Source organism: Rhodococcus sp. Leaf225, assembly GCF_001426145.1.
Taxonomy (GTDB): domain Bacteria; phylum Actinomycetota; class Actinomycetes; order Mycobacteriales; family Mycobacteriaceae; genus Rhodococcoides.
The window spans coordinates 522,525-540,993 of the sequence record NZ_LMRN01000025.1; the positions used below are offsets into that span (position 1 = coordinate 522,525).

At 69.8% G+C, this 18,469-nt stretch carries 19 protein-coding genes; 4 read left to right on the forward strand and 15 right to left on the reverse strand.

Features of this window, described 5'->3' with window-relative positions:
* Positions 1-79: 79 nt before the first annotated feature.
* Both ASG69_RS20795 and ASG69_RS20800 read left to right on the forward strand, forming a co-directional pair.
* Positions 80-1,084, forward strand: coding sequence for a DUF1839 family protein (locus tag ASG69_RS20795; protein WP_414891460.1), 1,005 nt, complete (start codon positions 80-82; stop codon positions 1,082-1,084).
* Complete coding sequence (locus ASG69_RS20800) at positions 1,081-3,498, forward strand: glycosyl hydrolase 2 galactose-binding domain-containing protein (protein WP_056443983.1); 2,418 nt, start codon at positions 1,081-1,083, stop codon at positions 3,496-3,498. The genes ASG69_RS20795 and ASG69_RS20800 overlap by 4 nt, the downstream gene beginning before the upstream one ends.
* Position 3,499: 1 nt before the next feature.
* Here the strand turns inward: ASG69_RS20800 and ASG69_RS20805 are convergent, their stop codons facing one another.
* The 11 genes from ASG69_RS20805 to ASG69_RS20855 all read right to left on the reverse strand — a co-directional run bounded on the left by ASG69_RS20805 (position 3,500) and on the right by ASG69_RS20855 (position 12,457).
* Entirely contained in the window at positions 3,500-4,444 is a 945-nt protein-coding gene (locus tag ASG69_RS20805; RefSeq protein ID WP_056443985.1) for an amino acid--[acyl-carrier-protein] ligase, read from the reverse strand.
* A gap of 2 nt (positions 4,445-4,446) precedes the next feature.
* Positions 4,447-5,643, reverse strand: coding sequence for an acyl-CoA dehydrogenase family protein (locus tag ASG69_RS20810; RefSeq protein WP_027506959.1), 1,197 nt, complete (start codon positions 5,641-5,643; stop codon positions 4,447-4,449).
* A 6-nt stretch (positions 5,644-5,649) separates the two neighbouring features.
* Positions 5,650-5,904 carry an acyl carrier protein gene (locus tag ASG69_RS20815; protein WP_027506958.1) on the reverse strand — a complete coding sequence of 85 codons (255 nt, stop codon included), beginning with the start codon at positions 5,902-5,904 and terminating at the stop codon, positions 5,650-5,652.
* Between the two features lie 155 nt (positions 5,905-6,059).
* Positions 6,060-7,313: a YibE/F family protein gene (locus ASG69_RS20820; RefSeq protein ID WP_056443987.1), complete on the reverse strand. Its 1,254-nt coding sequence runs from the start codon at positions 7,311-7,313 to the stop codon at positions 6,060-6,062.
* A gap of 461 nt (positions 7,314-7,774) precedes the next feature.
* Entirely contained in the window at positions 7,775-8,782 is a 1,008-nt protein-coding gene (add, locus tag ASG69_RS20825; RefSeq protein ID WP_056443989.1) for an adenosine deaminase, read from the reverse strand.
* Complete coding sequence (locus ASG69_RS20830; RefSeq protein WP_027506955.1) at positions 8,779-10,050, reverse strand: pyridoxal phosphate-dependent aminotransferase; 1,272 nt, start codon at positions 10,048-10,050, stop codon at positions 8,779-8,781. Before ASG69_RS20830 ends, add begins: the two co-directional genes overlap by 4 nt.
* An 84-nt stretch (positions 10,051-10,134) precedes the next feature.
* Positions 10,135-10,782: a hypothetical protein gene (locus ASG69_RS20835; RefSeq protein WP_056443992.1), complete on the reverse strand. Its 648-nt coding sequence runs from the start codon at positions 10,780-10,782 to the stop codon at positions 10,135-10,137.
* The gene (locus ASG69_RS20840; RefSeq protein ID WP_056443995.1) at positions 10,779-11,357 is read right to left on the reverse strand and encodes a hypothetical protein; all 579 of its coding nucleotides are present in this window, start codon (positions 11,355-11,357) and stop codon (positions 10,779-10,781) included. Before ASG69_RS20840 ends, ASG69_RS20835 begins: the two co-directional genes overlap by 4 nt.
* Positions 11,358-11,379: 22 nt before the next feature.
* A complete protein-coding gene (locus ASG69_RS20845; RefSeq protein ID WP_027506952.1) occupies positions 11,380-11,652 on the reverse strand; it encodes a DUF4235 domain-containing protein in 273 nt (90 codons plus the stop codon).
* Positions 11,649-12,020, reverse strand: coding sequence for a DUF3618 domain-containing protein (locus ASG69_RS20850; RefSeq protein WP_056443997.1), 372 nt, complete (start codon positions 12,018-12,020; stop codon positions 11,649-11,651). The genes ASG69_RS20845 and ASG69_RS20850 overlap by 4 nt, the downstream gene beginning before the upstream one ends.
* Complete coding sequence (locus ASG69_RS20855; RefSeq protein ID WP_051613630.1) at positions 12,017-12,457, reverse strand: phage holin family protein; 441 nt, start codon at positions 12,455-12,457, stop codon at positions 12,017-12,019. Before ASG69_RS20855 ends, ASG69_RS20850 begins: the two co-directional genes overlap by 4 nt.
* Before the next feature lie 147 nt (positions 12,458-12,604).
* Here ASG69_RS20855 and ASG69_RS22360 point away from each other — a divergent pair, with 147 nt between their 5' ends.
* The gene (locus tag ASG69_RS22360; RefSeq protein ID WP_235579024.1) at positions 12,605-12,784 is read left to right on the forward strand and encodes a DUF2613 domain-containing protein; all 180 of its coding nucleotides are present in this window, start codon (positions 12,605-12,607) and stop codon (positions 12,782-12,784) included.
* 5 nt (positions 12,785-12,789) lie between these two features.
* Complete coding sequence (locus ASG69_RS20860; RefSeq protein ID WP_162246758.1) at positions 12,790-13,806, forward strand: DUF3068 domain-containing protein; 1,017 nt, start codon at positions 12,790-12,792, stop codon at positions 13,804-13,806.
* Here ASG69_RS20860 and galK read toward each other — a convergent pair.
* From galK to ASG69_RS20880, 4 genes are read right to left on the reverse strand one after another with little or no spacing between them, the layout of a single operon-like run.
* Positions 13,797-14,954 carry a galactokinase gene (galK, locus tag ASG69_RS20865; RefSeq protein WP_082544425.1) on the reverse strand — a complete coding sequence of 386 codons (1,158 nt, stop codon included), beginning with the start codon at positions 14,952-14,954 and terminating at the stop codon, positions 13,797-13,799. The two genes, ASG69_RS20860 and galK, sit on opposite strands and share 10 nt — an antisense overlap.
* Entirely contained in the window at positions 14,951-16,096 is a 1,146-nt protein-coding gene (gene galT / locus ASG69_RS20870) for a galactose-1-phosphate uridylyltransferase (protein WP_056444359.1), read from the reverse strand. Before galT ends, galK begins: the two co-directional genes overlap by 4 nt.
* A gap of 55 nt (positions 16,097-16,151) precedes the next feature.
* On the reverse strand, positions 16,152-17,699 hold the full coding sequence (locus tag ASG69_RS20875; protein WP_056695892.1) for a hypothetical protein: 1,548 nt from the start codon (positions 17,697-17,699) through the stop codon (positions 16,152-16,154).
* Positions 17,684-18,457 carry an ABC transporter ATP-binding protein gene (locus ASG69_RS20880; RefSeq protein ID WP_027506946.1) on the reverse strand — a complete coding sequence of 258 codons (774 nt, stop codon included), beginning with the start codon at positions 18,455-18,457 and terminating at the stop codon, positions 17,684-17,686. The genes ASG69_RS20875 and ASG69_RS20880 overlap by 16 nt, the downstream gene beginning before the upstream one ends.
* Between the last annotated feature and the right edge of the window lie 12 nt (positions 18,458-18,469).

Consider the following 18,469-nt stretch of genomic DNA (forward strand, 5'->3'; position numbering starts at 1 on the left):
TCACCTTTCTCGCGGCTACTGTCGTGCGTGATGTGAACGCGTGGGCCGACACCTCGTGTCGACGACCAATGGAGGAGCAGTGACGGTGAATCTCTCGGCGACGCCGGTGGGCGGGTCCCCGTTGCCCGCGGACCTCGATCCCGCGACGTACCGATCGCACTCCCTGCACTCGTCGGAGCGCACGTGGTCCGAGACCAACTGCTACGTCGACCTGTGGATCGAACTGCTGCACGCGATGGGCGCAGATCCGACACCCGCACTGGCGTTCGCCCTCAGCGCGGGGTTCGACGGCCGGCAGTGGGACTTCGTGAAGTTCCAGCCCGAGGATCTCCGCCTCCTCTACGGGGTGGACGTCTCCGAGATGAACATCTGGAAGCCGTTCGGAGAGCACCTGATCGAGAACATGCACGACGGTGTGCTGAGTACGGTCGAGATCGACGCCTTCTACCTCCCCGACACCGACGGCACCAGCTACGGCCGGGAGCACACCAAGACGACGATCGTGCCGACGGCCATCGATGCCGACGCGCGCCGGCTCGACTACTTCCACAACGCCGGTCTGTTCCGCCTCGAGGGTGACGACTTCGACGGCGCACTCGCTCGGTCGCTCGCTCCCGGAACGGTGGCGCTGCCGCCCTACGTCGAACGGGTCGTCGTCGACCGTGACGCTCTGGCCGCCGGTCCGGAGACCGACGATCACGACCTGCAGGTGGTGCGTGCTCACCTCGAGCGCGCCGATGCGGGCAACCCGGTGGAGCGCCTCGGAGAGCGGGTCGTCGAGGACGTCGCGCTGATCCAGCAGGCGGGCCCGGACTTCTTCCACCTGTGGTCGTTCGGCACCCTCCGTCAGTGCGGCTCCACCGCCGAACTCGCGGCCGACCTGGCCGAGTACCTCGAACGCCGCGGGGTCGCCGGTGCGGCGGCTGCCGCCGAGCCCTTCCGGGAGGTGGCGTCCGGCGCCAAGTCCGTGCAGTTCCGGATGGCGCGAGCCGCTCGGGGACGCGACGTCGACGTGCGTGACTCGATGGCCGGCATGGCAGCGGCCTGGCAGCGCGGTATGGACGCAGTGCGTTCGGCGCTGTGACCGCGCCGCTCGATCTGCTGGCCGACGCACACTGGACGCTCCTGTCGACCGATGCCGGTGCCGTCGAGAGCCCCGATGATCTCCCGGACGCCGATGCTGCTGTGCCCGCACGGGTTCCGGGTACCGTCGCCGGCGCGCTGGCCGCGGCGGGGCTGCCGATCGAGGACCTCGACGGGCGCGACTGGTGGTTCCGCACCGAGGTGCCGGTGCCGGACGGGACGGAGTCGATACGGCTGCATCTCGAGGGCATCGCCACCCTCGCGGAGGTCTGGGTCGACGGGACGCTGACGACGACCAGCACGTCGATGTTCGTTCCCGTCACCGTCGAGGCCCTCGTCGCCGGCACCGTCTCGATCGCGCTGTGCTGCCGTTCGCTCGACGCGGCACTGGCGAAGCGCCGTCCGCGCGGCCGGTGGCGATCGTCCATGATCTCGTCGCAGGGCCTGCGGTGGACCCGCACCTCGATGCTCGGCCGCGCCCCCGTGTTCACCGGCGCCCCGGCTCCTGTCGGACCCTGGCGCGCCGTGCGCTGTGTCGCTGTGGACGTCCCTGCCGTGACGGTGCGCGGGCTGGTGCGGGACGGACGCTGCGTCCTACAGGTCGACGGCACGGCCACGACCGGCGCTGCTGTGCGAATCGAGCTGGGCGACAGCGTGTTCGAGCTCTCGGCCGATGCCGACGGACGAGTGACGGACGAGATCGACGCGGGTGAGCGGGCCCTGTGGTGGCCGCACACGCACGGTGATCCGACCCTCCACGACGTCACCGTGACCGTCGACGGTCACGCCATGCACTTCCGAGTGGGGTTCCGGTCGAGCGCACTGCGCGACACGACGCTGCTCGTGAACGAGGTGCCCGTCTTCTGCCGCGGCGGATGCTGGGTCCCGCTCGACCCGATCACGCTGCAGAACGATCCCGACCACCTGCGGGACACCCTGACCTCGTATGTCGAGGCCGGGCTGAACATGGTGCGACTCACGGGCACGATGGTCTACGAGTCGGCCGAGTTCCACACGCTCTGTTCGGAACTGGGCATCATGGTGTGGCAGGACGTCATGCTGGCGACCATCGATCCACCGGACGATCCCGCCGTCGAGTCCGCCGTCGTCGACGAGGTCCGGGCGATGCTCGCGACCGCCGGTGGGCCCTCCCTCGTGGTGGTGAGCGGCGGTAGCGAGACGTACCAGCAGCCGACGATGCTCGGGCTCGCCTCGGACGAGTCACGGATACCACTGCTGGACAGCATCATCCCAGACGTGGTGCACGCTTTCTCCGGTGTCGCGTACGTCCCGTCCACCCCGTCGGGCGGCGACCTCGCCACCCACGTGGGCTCCGGCTTCGCGCACTACTTCGGCATCGGCGGCTACCTGCGACCTCTCTCGGACGTGCGGTACGCCCGGGTGGCATTCGCGACGGAGTGCCTGGCGTTCTCCGTGCCCCCGGAGCGGCGCGTCGTCGACTCCGTGTTCGGCTCGGCACATCCGGCGGGCCACGATCCGCGCTGGAAGGCCACGGTTCCGCGTGATCGGGGAGCGTCGTGGGACTTCGAGGACGTGCGAGACCACTACGTGCGCACTCTCTTCGACGTGGAGCCGTCCGCGGTGCGCCGCGACGATCCGGAGCGCTACCTCGACCTGGGTCGCGCGGCCGTCTGTGAGGCGGTGACGCAGTCGTTCGGGTTCTGGAGGCAGGTGGACTCGGGTTGCGGGGGAGCGCTGGTGCTGACTCTGCGCGACCTCGAGCCGGGCGCGGGGTGGGGATTCACCGACAGCACCGGCATCGCCAAGGCGCCCTGGTACGCGGTGGCGCGGGCCAGCGCACCGATCACCGTCCTCGTGACGGACGAGGGGATGGACGGGCTTCGTCTCGACGTGATGAACGACGGCGCGGATCCCGTCGCCGGAACACTCACCGTGCGGGCGCATCAGCGCACGGGAGCCGTTGCTGCCGAGGGTGTTCGGCAGCTCGCTCTCGATGCACACTCGTCGTGGACCGGTACCGCGGACGGTGTCGTCGGCAGGTTCACCGACATGACGCACGCTCACCGATTCGGGTCGCGCACCGTCGACGCGGTGAGTGTCGTGCTGGCCGCCCCGGAGGGCACCGTGCTCGCCGAGGCAGTGCATCTGGTGGAGAACGGGCTGCTCCCGCAGCAGAACTCGGTGGGTCTCACCGCGTCGGCGGCCCCGGAGGGCGACGGCCGGTGGACCCTCACCGTCGCGTGCACGGATGCCGCGCAGTACGTGTGCGTGGACGTGGACGGCTACCGGGCGTCCGACTCGTGGTTCCACCTCGCCCCCGGAACGAGCCGCGCCCTGACTCTGCTGCCACGCACGGGTTCGACCACGCCGCGAGGGCATGTCCGAGCGGTGAACAGCACAGCCAGGGCGACGGTGACGGTTCTCGAGAGGTAGATCAGCTGAGGCGGAGCGACGCCGGCCACCGCGAGGTGTCGAGGCCGTGAGTACGCACCATCGCGAGGGCGATGCGCTCCATACCGAAACCGACACAGGCACTGTGGGCCTCGTTGCCGTCCGCGGTACGGATGTCGAAGGTCTGGCCGAAGTGGTCACGGTGGCAGTTGCACGACACCACCGCGGTGCCCTCGTCCAGGTCGCCGTAGAGTCGCACGACCAGCTCGGTCTTGAGGTTCTCGTTGCGCTGGTTCGCGGCCAGCATGCGTCCCGCGCGACCGAAGAACGGGTCGTTGGCGATAACGGGCGAGGCGTCGAGCCCGAGGTCGGACAGTACCGTCATGCCGCGCTCGATCCACGACTCACGGTGCTCCACTGCCTGATCGGGCGTGCCGACCTGGACGAACTCGTGCATCCGGAACGCCTGCATGCGAGCAGGATCCACGGCGGGCTCGTGGCGGAAGCAGTACCCGTAGACGTCGAGCATGGTGCCGCCGTCGGGAAGCTGACCGGTGAGCATGGAGTAGGACGGGTGGCACGCGGCCGACACCAGCATGGTGCCGGCGGACTCGAGCCAGTGGTCCCAGTCCTTGCCCTCGGACCGTGCCGCGAGCAGCTCGGCGTGGGCCTTGTTGTCACCGGAGAAGGTGGTGATGGCACCGGTGAGGTTGGGGAACGAGGCGATGTAGTCGGTCTTCTCGAACGCGTCGCGCGGGAACACCGGCGGGAACCGGAAGCGGCGCAGCGCATCTCCGTGTGCGGCAGCGCCTGCGGCCTTCACCTTGGAGTCGATGAGATCGATGATGTCCTCGAACTCGCCCGAGCGGCCGTAGAGACCGTCGAGGGAACTGGGGACGAGGAGACCGGCGCCGACGAGCTGATCGCGGAAATCGGCACGAGCGAGATCGAGGTCGGAGACCACGTCGCGGTCGAGTGTGGAGGTCATGGTCAGATCCCCTTGTAGACGAGCGAGAGCTGCGCGTTGTGGTTCAGGATGCGCTCGTTGCTCACCATGATCGCGGAACCGTGCGAGTCGCGGAGGTGGCGGCTCATGCGCAGCTCACTGTCCTCGCGGTAGCCGGCGATACCGCAGATGAGCAGCGCGCGGGCGACGATGTCGATGAGCAGATCGGACGCCGTGACCTTGACGTTGTTGATCTGCAGCGCGAAACCGATGGCGCTGAGCGCAGCCGGATCGTCGGCGATGGAGTCGAACTTCGCGGCGGCCGTGAACACGGTGTCGGACAGCTGCTGATGGACCACGAGCAGCTCGGCGAGGCGCGCGGCGGACGGCGGCGTGACACCGGGCGTCTTGCGGGCCAGCTTCTGCACGGACTTGCGAGCCTTGCGCACCGCGGCGTCGGCGATGCCCAACCAGGCGCCACCCCACAGGACGTGTGCCGAGGGCAGCATCGTCTGGGCCGAGATGTCGCTGTACGTGGCGGGAACGACCCACTCCGCCGAACCCGATGCGCGGAGCATGAAGCCGGGGCTGCACGTACCGCGGAAGCCCATGGTGTCCCACGTGCCGGTCTTCTGCAGCGTGACGTCCTCGCGCTGACACGCGACGAGCACCTGATCGCTGGGCGCTGCGTCGGGGGACCGACGGGCCGTGGCCAGGATGACGTCGGCGTACTCGCCGTACGAGATGACGGGGGCGTTCTTGGTGAGCGTGTAGCGGTCGCCGTCGTACTCCACCGCGCACCCGCTGGTGCGGACGTCGCCACCGATGTTGATCTCGGTGGTGGCGGAGGCCACGAGGGGCTGCTCCACGACCATGTTCGCCAGGAACTCCCGGATGACCGGGGACTCCATGCCGTGGCGGGTCAGCGACAACACCTGCGTGTGGTGCATCGCGTAGATCATCGCGGTGGACGCGCACTCGCCACCGAGAGCGCGGCCCACGGTCGCGAGTTCGGTGAGTGTGAGTCCGGCGCCCCCCAGCGACGTCGGAACCGACGCGGAGAGCAGGCCCGCGGACTTGAGCGCCTGCACCGACTCCGTGGGGAAGCGAGCCTCACGGTCGACGAGCTCGGCGTTGCTGCGCACCACGGCGAGCACGTCCTCGAGCGGGATCTGCGCCAGGCCTGCGGGCGCGTCCGGATCGATGGGGGGAAGGGCGGAGGGAGCCTCGAGTGTGGTCATCTCAGATCACGCCAGCTCTGCGACGGCGTCGGCGATGGCCGAGACGCTCGCGAACGTGGCCTTCTGCAACAGGCGATCCGGGAACTCGACATCGAACTCGTCCTCGAGGCCGATCATCACATTGACGCTCGCGTGCGACGTCAGACCTGCGTCGTACAGATCGGCGTCGTTGGCGACTGCGTCGATGGCGACCGGGAGCTTTCCGTACTTGTCGAGTACCCGGCGGATACGGTCGACGTCCTCTGCGGCCAGAGTGTTCATTGTGTGTCCTCACATAGTCGTCGTGCTCTGCGAAGTTGCGTCAAACAAACGCGCAGGTTCCCGAACCCACTGAAACAATACAGGAGAATGTTTTGTAGTGCCAGTGCATACCTCGTGGCCGAACTCTGTGAAGTTTCCCGATGCGCGGTCGAGCGTCAGCGCGCGGAGTGCCGACCGCTCACGGGGGCGCGTCCGCGGGGCGGCCGGGCGAGCATCACGGCGATCGCGGTGGTGAGCGGAACGGAGAGCGCGAGCGCCGTGCCGCCCACGCACGAGCGGACGATCTCGATGGCCACCGCGTCTCCGGTCAGGACGTTGCCGAACGAGCGGCCGGCGACACTGAAGAGCAGCAGCAGCGGCAGCGCACCACCCGCATAGGCAAGGACGAGCGTGTAGACGGTGCTGGCGATGTGGTCCCGCCCGACGCGCATCGCGGACGTGAAGATCGACCGCCGGGTGGCGTCGGGATCGAGTGCCGCGAGTTCGAAGGCTGCCGACGCCTGGGTGATCGTCACGTCGTTCAGCACGCCGAGCGATCCGATGATGAACCCGGCGAGCAGCAACCCGGTGATGCTGACGTGGTCGAGATAGGCCTGCACGTCGGTGTTCTGTTCCTCCGACAGACCGGTCACCCGGGTCAGCCTGATGGCCGCTTCGGACAGTCCCGCAGCGACGCCCATCGACACCACGGTGCCGAGCAACGCCGAACTGGTCCGCAGATTGGGCCCGTGCGCCAGATACAGCACGCCGTAGAGGATGACGGTGCCGCCGACCAGGGCGACGAGGATGGCGGACCGGCCGTCGAGGATCGCGGGGAGCACGAAACCGACCAGCACTCCGAGCGCGAGACCGAGTCCGAGCAGGGCGCGCAGCCCGCGCCACCGCGCGACCACGCAGATGACGACGGCGAAGACCGCGACCACCAGCAGCAGCGGCGTGGTGCGGGAGTAGTCGTCGAACCCGTAGATCGCGGTCCCGCTGTCGTCGGTGCCGCGGACGAGGCGGATCTCCTCGCCGACGCGCAGATCGGGGGTGCCCGGCCCGGGCGTCACCTCGAGCAGGGTGCGGGTGCCCTCGTTCACGCCGGTGTCGATCGAGACGATGCTGCGGTTGCACTCGAAGCCCGAGACGGTGGGCGGAGTGGGGGCGCCGCTGAAGACGCGACCGTTGGACGAACTGCCACACGGACCGATGTCCTGCGACACCACGGTGCCGTACTCGGTGGCCACGACGCCGCCGGCCGCGCTCTGGAACGGCGCGGGGACCTCGACGGTGCGATCGCTGGGCCACAGCAGCACCACGCCCACGATCGCGGCGATGCCGACGACGGCGAGGATGCCGAGCACCAGTCTCGCGGCGATCTTCCCGATGGGGGCGGGACCGGAGCTGTGTCCGTGGCCGTGTGTCACGACGCCAACACTAACGGTGGCGCGGACAAGGATTTGGGGGCGCGAGCGACGCGGGACGAAAGCGGGTGGCGGGGAAGCAGGGGGGGTGTCCCCCGCCACCGACCGAGCGGCCCACCGGGGGGGTGGGGGGCCGTTCGGCGCTTTCGGAACCCCGAAGGGCTCATGTACGAACATACCCGCGAACACACGGTTCGATCATCACGGGGTTGAAAAATGTGCCCGAGACGTTGTGTTGTGTCACACAGCGCGGTGTATGGCACTGCGCGTCACACCAAGTGCAGGTCAGGGAGTGTGCCGGCGCTCCCGTAGGGGTTCCGGGTTCTCGTACGTGTTGCAGCATCCGCGGGAACCTGGAACACCCGCGGGAATACGGGCACGCCGTGCTGCGAGGGTTCCGTGAGGCGCACACCCCCTGCAGCCTGCGGGGAGGGGTGTGGGTGGCTGGAGGGCGTGCAGCGCCCCTAGACCTCCGGGAGTTCGACCGCCGCGATCTCCGCCCGCAACTGCTCCTTCAGGTCCGCGTCCGCGTACGACGCGTCCACCCCTGCGAGGGCGAGCGAGCGCAGGGCCGACGCGTCCAGCCCCATGCCGTGCGCGGCGAGGTACTCGGTGGTGAGGTCGGTGCCGAACATCGACGGGTCGTCGCTGTTGAGCGTCACGGTCAGCCCCGCGCCGATCATGGCCGGCAGCGGGTGCACGTCGAGCGACTCGACGACGCGGGTCCGGATGTTGGAGGTGGGGGACACGTCGAGCGGGATCCGGTGCTCGATCAGGTGCGCGACGAGCTCGGGGTCGCCGAGCACGGCGATGCCGTGGCCGATGCGTTCGGCCCCCAGATCACGCAGCGCCGACCAGATGCTGTCCGGCCCGCCGGTCTCGCCCGCGTGGGGGAGCGAGTGCAGTCCCGCCGCGCTCGCCCGCGCGAACACGTCGGCGAACTCCGCCCGCGGCACCTCGATGCCCCCGATGCCGAATCCGACGATCGAGTCGACGCGATGCGCCAGCACGGCGTCGAGGGTGCGGTTCGCCGCATCGGTACCGAAGTCACCGGGGAAATCGGGGATCCAGCGCGCGACGATGCCGGCCTCGGCCTCAGCACGCAGCCGGCCCTCCTCGACGCCCTCGAACACCGCCGCCGCGTCCACCCCACGCATGAGGTGCCCGAAGAGACTGATGTGCATCTCGGTGTACCGCACGGCGTGCGTCGCCAGCGCGGTGAGGCTGTCGTACGCGAGCCGCGCGAAGTCCTCGGGATCGCGCAGCACGCCGATCGACGTCAGGTACACCTCGATGAAGTGCGGGAAGTCGCGGAACTCGAACCACTCCCGCAGCGCGTCCTCCGTGCGCGGGATGGCCTCGACCTGATGCTTGTCGGCCAGCGCCTTCAGCGTGCTCGGCCACATCGACCCCTCGAGGTGGACGTGCAGCTCGACCTTCGGCAACGCCTCGACGAACGCCCTGACGGTCACTGCCGGTACGACGACAGGAAATTGCCGAACCGTTCGATCGCCGTGCGCAGATCGCGGGCCCACGGCAGCGTGACGATGCGTAGGTGATCGTGGTCGGGCCAGTTGAAGCCGGTTCCCTGCACCACCAGGATCTTCTCCTGCAGCAGCAGGTCCTGCACCAGCTTCTCGTCGCTGTGGATCTCGTGCACCTCGGGATCGAGGCGCGGGAAGGCGTACAGCGCACCGCGCGGCTTGACGCAGCTCACGCCGGGAATGGCGTTGAGTCCCTCCCAGGCGACGTCACGCTGTTCGAGCAGCCGCCCGCCCGGCAGGATGAGGTCCCCGATGCTCTGGTGGCCACCGAGTGCGACCTGAATGGCATGCTGCGCAGGCACATTGGGGCACAGGCGAGTGGACGCCAGCAGATTGATGCCCTCCAGGAAGCCCGCGGCGTGGTCCTTGGGTCCGGTGATCGCGAGCCAGCCCGCGCGGTATCCGGCCACCCGGTAGGCCTTGGAGAGACCGTTGAAGGTGAGGCACAGCAGGTCCGGCGCCATCGTCGCCATGGACACGTGCTGGGCGCCGTCGTAGAGGATCTTGTCGTAGATCTCGTCGGCCAGCAGCAACAGGCTGTGCTTGCGTGCCAGCGCCGCGATCCCCCGCAGCACCTCCTTGGAGTACACCGCACCCGTCGGGTTGTTCGGGTTGATGACCAGGAGCGCCTTGGTGCGATCGGTGATCTTCGACTCGATGTCCGCGAGGTCGGGGTTCCAGTCGTTCTCCTCGTCGCAGCGGTAGTGCACCGCCTTGCCACCGGACAGCGTCGTCATCGCCGTCCACAGCGGGTAGTCGGGCGCCGGGATGAGGACCTCGTCGCCGTCGTCGAGCAGCGCCTGCATCGTCATCGTGATCAGCTCGGACACGCCGTTGCCGAGATAGATGTCGTCGACGTCGAGGAACGGGAAGCCGTCGACCAGCTCGTAGCGAGTGACGATGGCGCGGCGGGCCGACATGATGCCCTTGGACTCGGAGTACCCCTGAGCCGTGGGGAGCGCGGCGATCATGTCGCGCACGATCACGTCGGGTGCCTCGAAGCCGAACGGCGCCGGGTTGCCGATGTTGAGCTTCAGAATGCGGTGGCCCTCGGCCTCGAGACGGGCGGCGTGGGCGTGCACGGGTCCACGGATCTCGTAGAGGACGTTCTGCAGCTTGACGGACTGCTCGAGCGGGCGCAGCGTGCGCTGGCCGGCCTGGCGCGGCGTCGTGTCTGATGTGCTCACGTCCGCCATCGTCTCACTGTCGGCCCCGTCGAGTGGTCTGCCCCCGAGCAGTCCAGTGACTGTCGGGGGCAGACGGTGAGTCGACGGGCGGTGTCAGCTGTCCTTCGACGCCTCCGCGACGTCCGCCAGGCGTTCGGCGTCGTCGCGCTTCTCGGCGGCGTCCTCGAGCTTCTCCGCCGCGTCCTCGATCTCCTCGGTGCGCGGAGCCTTGGCCTCGGCCTCGCGGCGTTCGACCTCCGACAGCTTCGCTTCACGCTCGGCCTCGGCCGCCGAGATCCGCTTGTCGGCGATGTCGTCGGCGCGCGACTTGCGGTCCTCGAGTCGTGCGGCGGCCTTCTTGCCCGCGGCCACCTTGTTCTCGATCTCCTGGTCGGCCGCGTCGGTCGCCTTCTCCTCGGCGGTCTCGCGAGCCTTCTTCGCCCGCGTCGTCGCCTCGTCGACCCTGTTCTGCGTCTCGCGCGTCGCCTGTGCACGCTTCTCGCGGGCCTGCGCCTCGAGACGGGTGGCCTTCTCGAGATCCGCGGCCGCGCTGCGCATCTTCTGGCCGCGCCGCGCGAGGTTCTCGTCACCCAGGACGGCACCCGCGGTGGCGTCGATGCCTCCGACGATCTGCTGATACGTCGCACGGACCGGACCCTCGGCGTCGAGCCGACTGATCACGGTGGACTCGAACGCCTGCAACGGAAGTCGTGCGATCGAGTACTGCAGTCGCAGGATCCGGCGGGGCAGGGACAGGCTCACTTGGTCTCCTCGGTGTCGGTCGACGCGGCCTCGCGCTCGGCCCGGGCGGCGCGCTCGCGTGCCTGCGCCGCCTCCTGCTCCAGTGCGTCGGCCTCGTCGAGCTTCTCGTCGTACTCGCTTCGCGCAGCGGAGATCTCGTCGGCCGCACGGGCCTCCTCCTGCTGCCGCTCGCTGGTGGCCTCGGCGATGCGCCGCTCCGACTGTGCCTCGGCGGCGACGCGACCCTGCTCGGCGTCACGCATCGCGTCGGCCTCCGCCGTCGTGTGCGCACGGAGCCGGTCGTTCTGTGCCGCAGCCTCGGACGCGTCGGTGCGGTCCTCGACAGACTGCCGTGCGACGTCCGCCTCGGCCTCCGTCTCCGCGATGTCCTGCTGCGCCTCCTCGATCTCGAGGGCGGCGGCGGTCTCGGTGGCCTCGGCCTCGCGGCGGCGTTCCACCTCCGCCTGTTCGAGCCGCCCGCGATCGGCGAGTTCGTCGTTGTTGGTCACGGCGCCGGCCACTTCCTTGGCACGGCCCTTGATCTTGTCGACGAAGTCGCTGCGCGCCTCGGAGGCTGCACCCTGGTTCTCGGTCACGAAAGGCTCCTTCTGATGATCGTCACTTGGGGTCTTCCTTGGCGAGTGCGCGAAATCCCTTGGCGCCGGCGCGGTCGACCCCGGCCTTGACCAGCCCGTACACGACACCGTGCAGCGCTGCGGCGATCAGGACCTCACGGTTGGTGCGTGAGAGGTCCTTCGGATCGGGCATCTCGGCGTCGTTCTTGCCGACGCGCTTGTAGATCTGGTTGAAGATCTGTCCGGCGACCAGTCCACCGACGATGCTCGTGGCCAGGGAGAGCGGCTTGTAGAAGGCCTTCGACGTGCTGGTCATCGGCCGGCCAGGATGTCGAGGACGGTCTGTCGGCGCAGCGCCGTGCGCGCACGGCGACGGCGGACCAGGGCCACGAGGACCACGGCGGCGACCGCACCGGCGAGCGAGATGCCCGCGACCTGCGGGTTCTCCTTCACCTGCGCGACACCCTCCTGTGCCTTGGCGACGCCCTGCTGAGCTACCTCCTGCACCTTCTCCGTCGACTCGTGGGCCGCGGCGGAGACGCGAGCGGGCACGTCGACCTTGGCCGCGAGCGCCTCGACGGTCGCGGCCAGCTCCTCGCGCTGCTGCTCGACGGACGGCGGCTCGGCATCGGCCTCGGTACGCAGGGCGTGACGCGGTTCGGACGCGTCCTTCGGGTCGGTCATGAGTGAGCCTTTCGGGCGTTCTGGACGGTCTCGACGTCGCGCTGGACGCTGGCGACGGTGGCGGCAGGTGCAGGCGGAACGGCATTTTTCGCCTTGGTCGCGCCGACCTTGGCGAGGATGCCGCCGACGATCAGCAGGACGACGGCGACGATCAGTGCCGCGAGCCACGGGTCGAGCACCGTCGCCAGGCCGAGGACGGCGGTGGCGACGAGGGTCGCGAGGCCCAGGAACAGCAGCAGGGCGCCGGCGCCGGAGACACCGATGCCGACCCCGAGCTTGGTGCCCTTCGACTTGACCTCGTCGAGTGCGCTGCTCACCTCGGTGCGCACCAGCGTGCTCACCTGCTGGGTCAGGCGCTCGACCAATTGCACGGTGGACAGATCGGCCGCGGCCGGTGCGCGGCCGCCCGTATCGCTCGTGTGCCGGGTTTCGTTCATGAGCCGGGTTGTACCCGCGACCCGACCGGGCGAAACGGGAGCCTCCAGAGGTCCGCGCCCAGATCGTGGACTGTTCACAACGTCGGGACGGCCTCGGGCGGTGTCCGAAATGACACAGTTGGACGTCGAGGATCGGATGTGGGGGACGTGGCTGTGAGAAGTGTCGTGGTGCCGGCTGTGGCCAGCCTGCTCGTGGGTGGGGTGTTGTCCGCCGGCGCGGTGGTGGGCCTGACGTGGTCCGCCGAGGAGACCGTCCGGCCGGAGCCGGTGGTCACCGCCGATCCGTCGGCCTCGGTGCTCGGCGACGTGCAGTACGGGAGCAGGTGACCGACGTGGCGCGACCGACCCTCCTGCGCGGCAGCGCGTGTGTCCTGCTCGCGATCGGCAGTGCGGCCGTGGTGGGGGCGATCATGCTGCCCACCTACGTCGAGCATCGACTCGCGGTGACGCCCCTGGACATCCGCACCACGACGGTCGCGGTCACCGATCCGGGAACCGGCGGCGACGTGCTCGACGCGACGTCCATCACGCGTCCCGGCCCGCTGTCCGTGGCCACCGGGGTCCCGCTGGTGGTGCAGCGCTTCATCACCACCGAGGATCCGAGCGACGCGGATCGCGTGACGTTCCAGTCCGGCGCGACCGTGCGCCGTGCGGACCGGGAGGGCGATGCCGGTCTGCTGACCGCGTCGGTCGACCGGGTCACCGTCGATCGACGCACGTCGCAGCCGGTCGATCCGGTGGCGTCGTTGCAGACCACCGTCGGCAAGCCGGCCATCCCGGTGCCGCGGACCGGATATCAGCAGCGCTTCCCGTTCGACACCCAGCCGATCACGTACTCGGTCTACGACGCGACGGCCTGGACGAGCTTCCCTGCCGAGTTCGTCGAGGAGATCTCGATGGACGGGCTCCCGATCTACCACTTCCGCACGCAGGTCACCGGTGCCGATCTCTCCGAGACGACGCAGTCGCCGATCAACTCCGTGACGTTGCCCGCGTCGAAGTGGGGGCTCGAGGGGCTCGGTGAGCAGTCGATCACCATGAAGCGGTACTACTCCACCGTTCGCGACATCTACGTCGAGCCGCGCAGCGGCAGTCTCGTCGGCGGTCGTGAGCAGCCCTACCAGTACTTCGCGCGCGACCCTGCCGTTCCGGAGGTCACCGTGTTCAAGGCGACCCTCGGGCTCGACGAGGACGGGCAGAAGGAGCAGCTCGACCGCGCCCGCGAGTCGGCCACCAAGCTGATGTGGCTCACCGACCGCGGACCTGTGCTGCTGTGGTCCGTCGGGGGCGTCGGTCTGGTTCTGGGTGCGGCGCTACTCGTCGTCTCGGGTCGGCGTTCTCAGCGCTGACGGTGCGCTGCCCCGGACGGGGTGGCGGTGAGGAAGGTGGGGGTGGGCAGCCCGGCTGCCGATGCCGCCTCGGTGACCGCGTCCGCGACCGCCTCGGTGCGCGTCCGGTCGACCAGGGCGATGGCCGAACCGCCGAACCCGCCGCCGGTCATCCGGGCGCCGAACGCGCCGGCGTCCAGCGATGCCCGGACGGCGGAGTCCAGTTCCGGCGAGCTCACTTCGTAGTCGTCACGCAGTGATCGGTGCGATGCGGTCAGCAGCGCCCCCAACGCCGCGAGATCGGGTGTGGCGTTCAGGAGTTCGGCCGCCTGCTCCACGCGGACGATCTCGCTGGTGACGTGCCGGACGCGTGCCGCCGACACCTGGTCGGTCATCGCGGACGCCGCCGCCTCCGGGTCGAGACCGCGCAGCGTCGACACGCCGAGGTCGGCGCACGCCTTCTCGATCGACGCGCGCCGCCGGCCGTACTGACCGTCGACCAGCCGATGCGGTGCGTTCGTGTCGATGACGAGGATCTCCGCGTCCGGGAGATCGAGCGGAATCTGCCGGGAGGAGAAGTCGAGACAGTCCAGCAGCAGCGCGTGGCCCGGTTCCGCGAGCATCGCGATCGACTGATCCATCCCGCCCGTCGATGCGCCGGCGATCTCGTTCTCGGCGCGGATGCACGCGTCGATCAGTGCCCGCCGGTCGGCGTCGAGATCGAACAGGTCCCGGAGTGCCACCGCCACAGCACATTCGAGAGCAGCCGAGCTGGACAGGCCGGAGCCCACGGGTACGGACGAGTGCACCGCGATGTCCGCGCCCATCGTGAGCCCCAGCGCCCACGAGACGCCGGCGACGTACGCGCCCCACCCGTCCGGGCTGCCGGGAGCGATGGCCGACAGTGCGATACCCCAGTGCATGTCGGAGCCTGTCGACGCCGCCCGCAGTACTGCGTCGTCGCGTCGGCGGGCCGCGACCGCGGTGACGTAGGGCAACGCGAAGGGAAGGACGAGCCCGCCCGCGTAGTCCACGTGCTCGCCGATCAGATTCACCCGTCCCGGCGCGATCCAGACGCCGTCCGGCTCGCCGCCGAAGGTCGTGCGGAACCGTTCGACGGCACCGTCGGCGAGCTCGGTCTCGTCGACGACCGGCAGCCACGCGGTCACGCGAGCACCTCCCGGAACCTGTCCGCGATGGCCTCGGGTGTCGTGTCGTTGATCCACGCGCCCATGGCGGACTCGGATCCGGCCAGGAACTTCATCCGCCCCGGCGATCGCATCATCGAGAACAGCTGCAGGTGCAGACTCCCCAGGTCACGGTCCGCACCGACGGGCGCCTGATGCCACGCGGCGATGTAGGGCACCTCGTCGACGCCCTCGAAGAAGTCGTCGACGGCACGCAGCAGAGCGCGATACACACCGGCCAACGCGTCGCGTTCGGCCGTCGACAACGCAGCGAGATCGGGAACGGCGCGGCGCGGGGCGAGGTGCACCTCGACGGGCCAGCGGGCGGCCGCCGGCACGTAGGCCACCCAGTGCTCGGTGTCGACGACGATGCGGCGGCCGGACCGCAGCTCGGTGTCCAGTACGTCGGACAGCAGTGAGCGACCGGTGCGCTCCCGGTGCAGCCGGGACTGCCGGATCATCGCGTCGGTCCTCTGCGGCAGGTAGGGGTAGGCGTAGATCTGCCCGTGCGGGTGAGTGAGGGTCACCCCGATCTCCCGCCCCCGATTCTCGAAGCAGACCACCTGGCGCACCCCCGGAAGGGCGGACAGTGCCTCGGTGCGGTCGGCCCACACGTCGACGATGGTGCGCACCCGGTGCAGGTCGAGCGAGGCGAAGGAGGCGTCGGGGTCGCTGGCGAAACACACCACCTCGCACCGGCCCGTGCCGGCAGCGAGCGGCCAGAGCTCCTCGCCGTCGACGTGGGACGGAAGGTGCTGCGCCGCTGCCGACTGCGCAAGGGAGGGGAAGCGATTCTCGAAGACCACGACGTCGTAGTCGGCAGCGGGGATCTCGGTGGGTGGGCGTCCCGGGCGGCTCGGCGCGAGCGGGGACGCGTCGGGCGGTGGGAGAAACGTGCGGTCCATCCGCTGCGCGGCGATGACCACCCAGTCGCCGGTGAGCACGTCGAGTCGCATCTGCGACAACGACTCCGACGCGGGGAGGGGGCGCGTGTCCACCAGGTCCCGCGTCTTCTTCCCGGACACCCAGGGCTCGGAGTCGTCGAAGTACAGCAACTCTCGACCGTCGGCGAGGGTGGTGCTGGTCTTGCGAACGACGTGCGTCGACGGTTCGTGCATGGTCATGCCTGTGTGTTCCTCGCTCTCGGCTCCCCGGACCACATCGTGCACGGAATCGTGATCAGGCGCTGACGGTTGCGAAGATCTCCGGGCCGCGGCTGGTCACCAGAGCGACGGCTCGACGCCGGGCCACCGCCACGATGCATCCGCCGAGCAGCAGGGAGACGACGGGCGCGAGCCAGACGAGGACGCCCGGGAGGGCCAGCGCGATCAGGACGCCCGGCAGGCACAGGAGGGCACCCCCGGCCATCACGGCGAGCGTCCACCCGATCGCACGGCCGGTCATCGACCCGCGGGAGTTGAACGCGCTCCCCGCGGTCTGTCCTGCGACGACGTACGGGCTGGCCGCCGACTGCACGGCGCCGGCCGCTGCGGTGGCCAGGGACGCGGCCACGACGACGGCGGCCGCCACGGGGAGAGTGCGCGGCGACGGATCGCCGACGAGGCGACCGAGGACTGTTCCGACGGCGCCGAACGCCGCGGCCACCACGGCCGCGATGACGAGACGCGCGTCGATGACGCGTCGCGCCACACCCGGCACCGACGTGACGCGCCACGCCGCTGCGCCGTCGAGGCCGTACGAGTTGGCGAACATGCTGCTGGTCAGCAGGATCACGATCGGTGCGCCGTACTGCAGGCCGTAGATGTCGGTCGAGGTGGCCATGAGCACGACTCCGACGAGCAGGAACACCCCCGGCATCGTCAGCAGTCCCACTCGGCGCGGATCGACCAGCAGCAACCTGCTCTCGGCGGCGATGGCCGTGATCATCGGTCCACGCGCACGGAACGTCGTCGTCCGACGGCGGTCGGTCCGGGAGCGGGGCGGCGTGCTGTCGAGCGCGGCCGACACCGCCGAGGTCCACCACCGCACCACCAGTGCGCCGAGTCCGGCGAGCGCGACGGCGACGAGGACGGGCACCCACCACCTCCCGTCGTCGACTGCCTCGCTCGACACCGCCGCCCATCCCGTCGGCAGGACGCGCACCGCGGTGCGCAGAAAGGTGTTGTCGGCGAACGACGTCGAGACGTTGCCGAGCAGAAGGAAGGCCGCGTACGCGGCCGCGGCGACGACGGTGCCACCGATCGTCGAGAGGATGCGGCCGCGTGGAGTGCGCGATGCCGCATCCAGGCGGAGGACGGCGACACGGGACACGGCGAGCGCGACACCGACGGTGAGCAGGGCGATCACGGCGGTCACGATGCGTGCCACGGGCGAGACGTCCGGAACCGCGACGGGCGTGAGGGCGAGTCCGACGACGAGGAAGACGGTCACCCCGCTGCGCGCACCGATGAGGGCGAGGGCTCTCCGGAGATCGTCGGCACGCACCGGTAGATGGCGCACGTGCGCCGGGACGAGTCCGCGGTCGCCCACTCCGGTCAGCAGGGGAGCGACGACGGTGAGGACGACCACCACCACGGCGCACAGTGCGGCGAGCGTGGCACGCGCCGAGGGCTGTGCGCTCAGCGTGATCGCGTACATCGCCCCGAGCGACGCGATCGCGGTGATCACGATCGCGATGCGGGCACCCGATCCGGTTGCTGCTCTGCGTATCTCGCGATCCAACGACAACAGTGTGCGGACCGGCGCGCTGATCATGAGCCCAGCCATGGCAACTCGGCCGCCTGGTCACCGCCGCCGACCGCGTCGAACAGCGCGCCCTCGAGGGTGCCGCCGGCACGCACGTCGTCGATCGTGCCGGCGGCCAGCAGAGAGCCGCGGGCGAGAATGGCCACGTGCGAGCACATCTGCTCGATGAGCGGCATGGAGTGGCTCGACACCATCGCGGTGCCGCCCCGCGCGACGAAACTCTCGAGAAGGTGCCGAATGGTGCGGGCGGACATGGGGTCCACCGCCTCCAGCGGCTCGTCGAGCACGAGGAGCCGCGGCGAGTGGATCATCGCCGCGGCCAGGCCGATCTTCTTCTTCATTCCGGCGCTGTACGTGGAGACCGCGCGGTCACCGGCCTCGGCGATGTCCAGCACCGCGAGCAGTTCCTCGCAGCGTTCGTGCGCCACCGCCGGATCGAGACCGTGCAGCACTCCGACGTAGTGCAGTGCGCGCCGACCGGGCAGGGCCTCGGGGAGGGACGGCCCGTCGGGAAGCAGTCCGACGCGCCCGCGGGCGGCGACCGGGTCGGCCCACACGTCGTGACCGTCGATCCACACCTGCCCGGCGGACGGTCGCACGATGCCCGTCGCCATCGACAGAAACGTGGTCTTGCCTGCTCCGTTGGGTCCCACCAGCCCGTACAGCGTGCCGGCCGGCACGAACAACGACAGGTCGCGCACGGCCGGTGCGCTCCCGTCGTACTGCTTGCTCAGCCCCCACGACTGCAGCGCGCCGGGTGTCTCGTCCACGGTCGACATGCGATCCCCCTC

Coding starts and splice junctions, on each gene's coding strand:
- ASG69_RS20805 (WP_056443985.1), bottom strand. CDS start 4,444: ATGACCTCCACACTCGACCGCGACGTGGTCTCCGACCTCGATCTCGCT.
- ASG69_RS20810 (WP_027506959.1), bottom strand. CDS start 5,643: ATGACCACACTCGAGGCTCCCTCCGCCCTTCCCCCCATCGATCCGGAC.
- ASG69_RS20815 (WP_027506958.1), bottom strand. CDS start 5,904: ATGAACACTCTGGCCGCAGAGGACGTCGACCGTATCCGCCGGGTACTC.
- ASG69_RS20830 (WP_027506955.1), bottom strand. CDS start 10,050: ATGGCGGACGTGAGCACATCAGACACGACGCCGCGCCAGGCCGGCCAG.
- ASG69_RS20845 (WP_027506952.1), bottom strand. CDS start 11,652: ATGACCAGCACGTCGAAGGCCTTCTACAAGCCGCTCTCCCTGGCCACG.
- ASG69_RS20850 (WP_056443997.1), bottom strand. CDS start 12,020: ATGACCGACCCGAAGGACGCGTCCGAACCGCGTCACGCCCTGCGTACC.
- ASG69_RS20855 (WP_051613630.1), bottom strand. CDS start 12,457: ATGAACGAAACCCGGCACACGAGCGATACGGGCGGCCGCGCACCGGCC.
- galT (WP_056444359.1), bottom strand. CDS start 16,096: ATGACCATGCACGAACCGTCGACGCACGTCGTTCGCAAGACCAGCACC.
- ASG69_RS20875 (WP_056695892.1), bottom strand. CDS start 17,699: ATGGCTGGGCTCATGATCAGCGCGCCGGTCCGCACACTGTTGTCGTTG.
- ASG69_RS20880 (WP_027506946.1), bottom strand. CDS start 18,457: ATGTCGACCGTGGACGAGACACCCGGCGCGCTGCAGTCGTGGGGGCTG.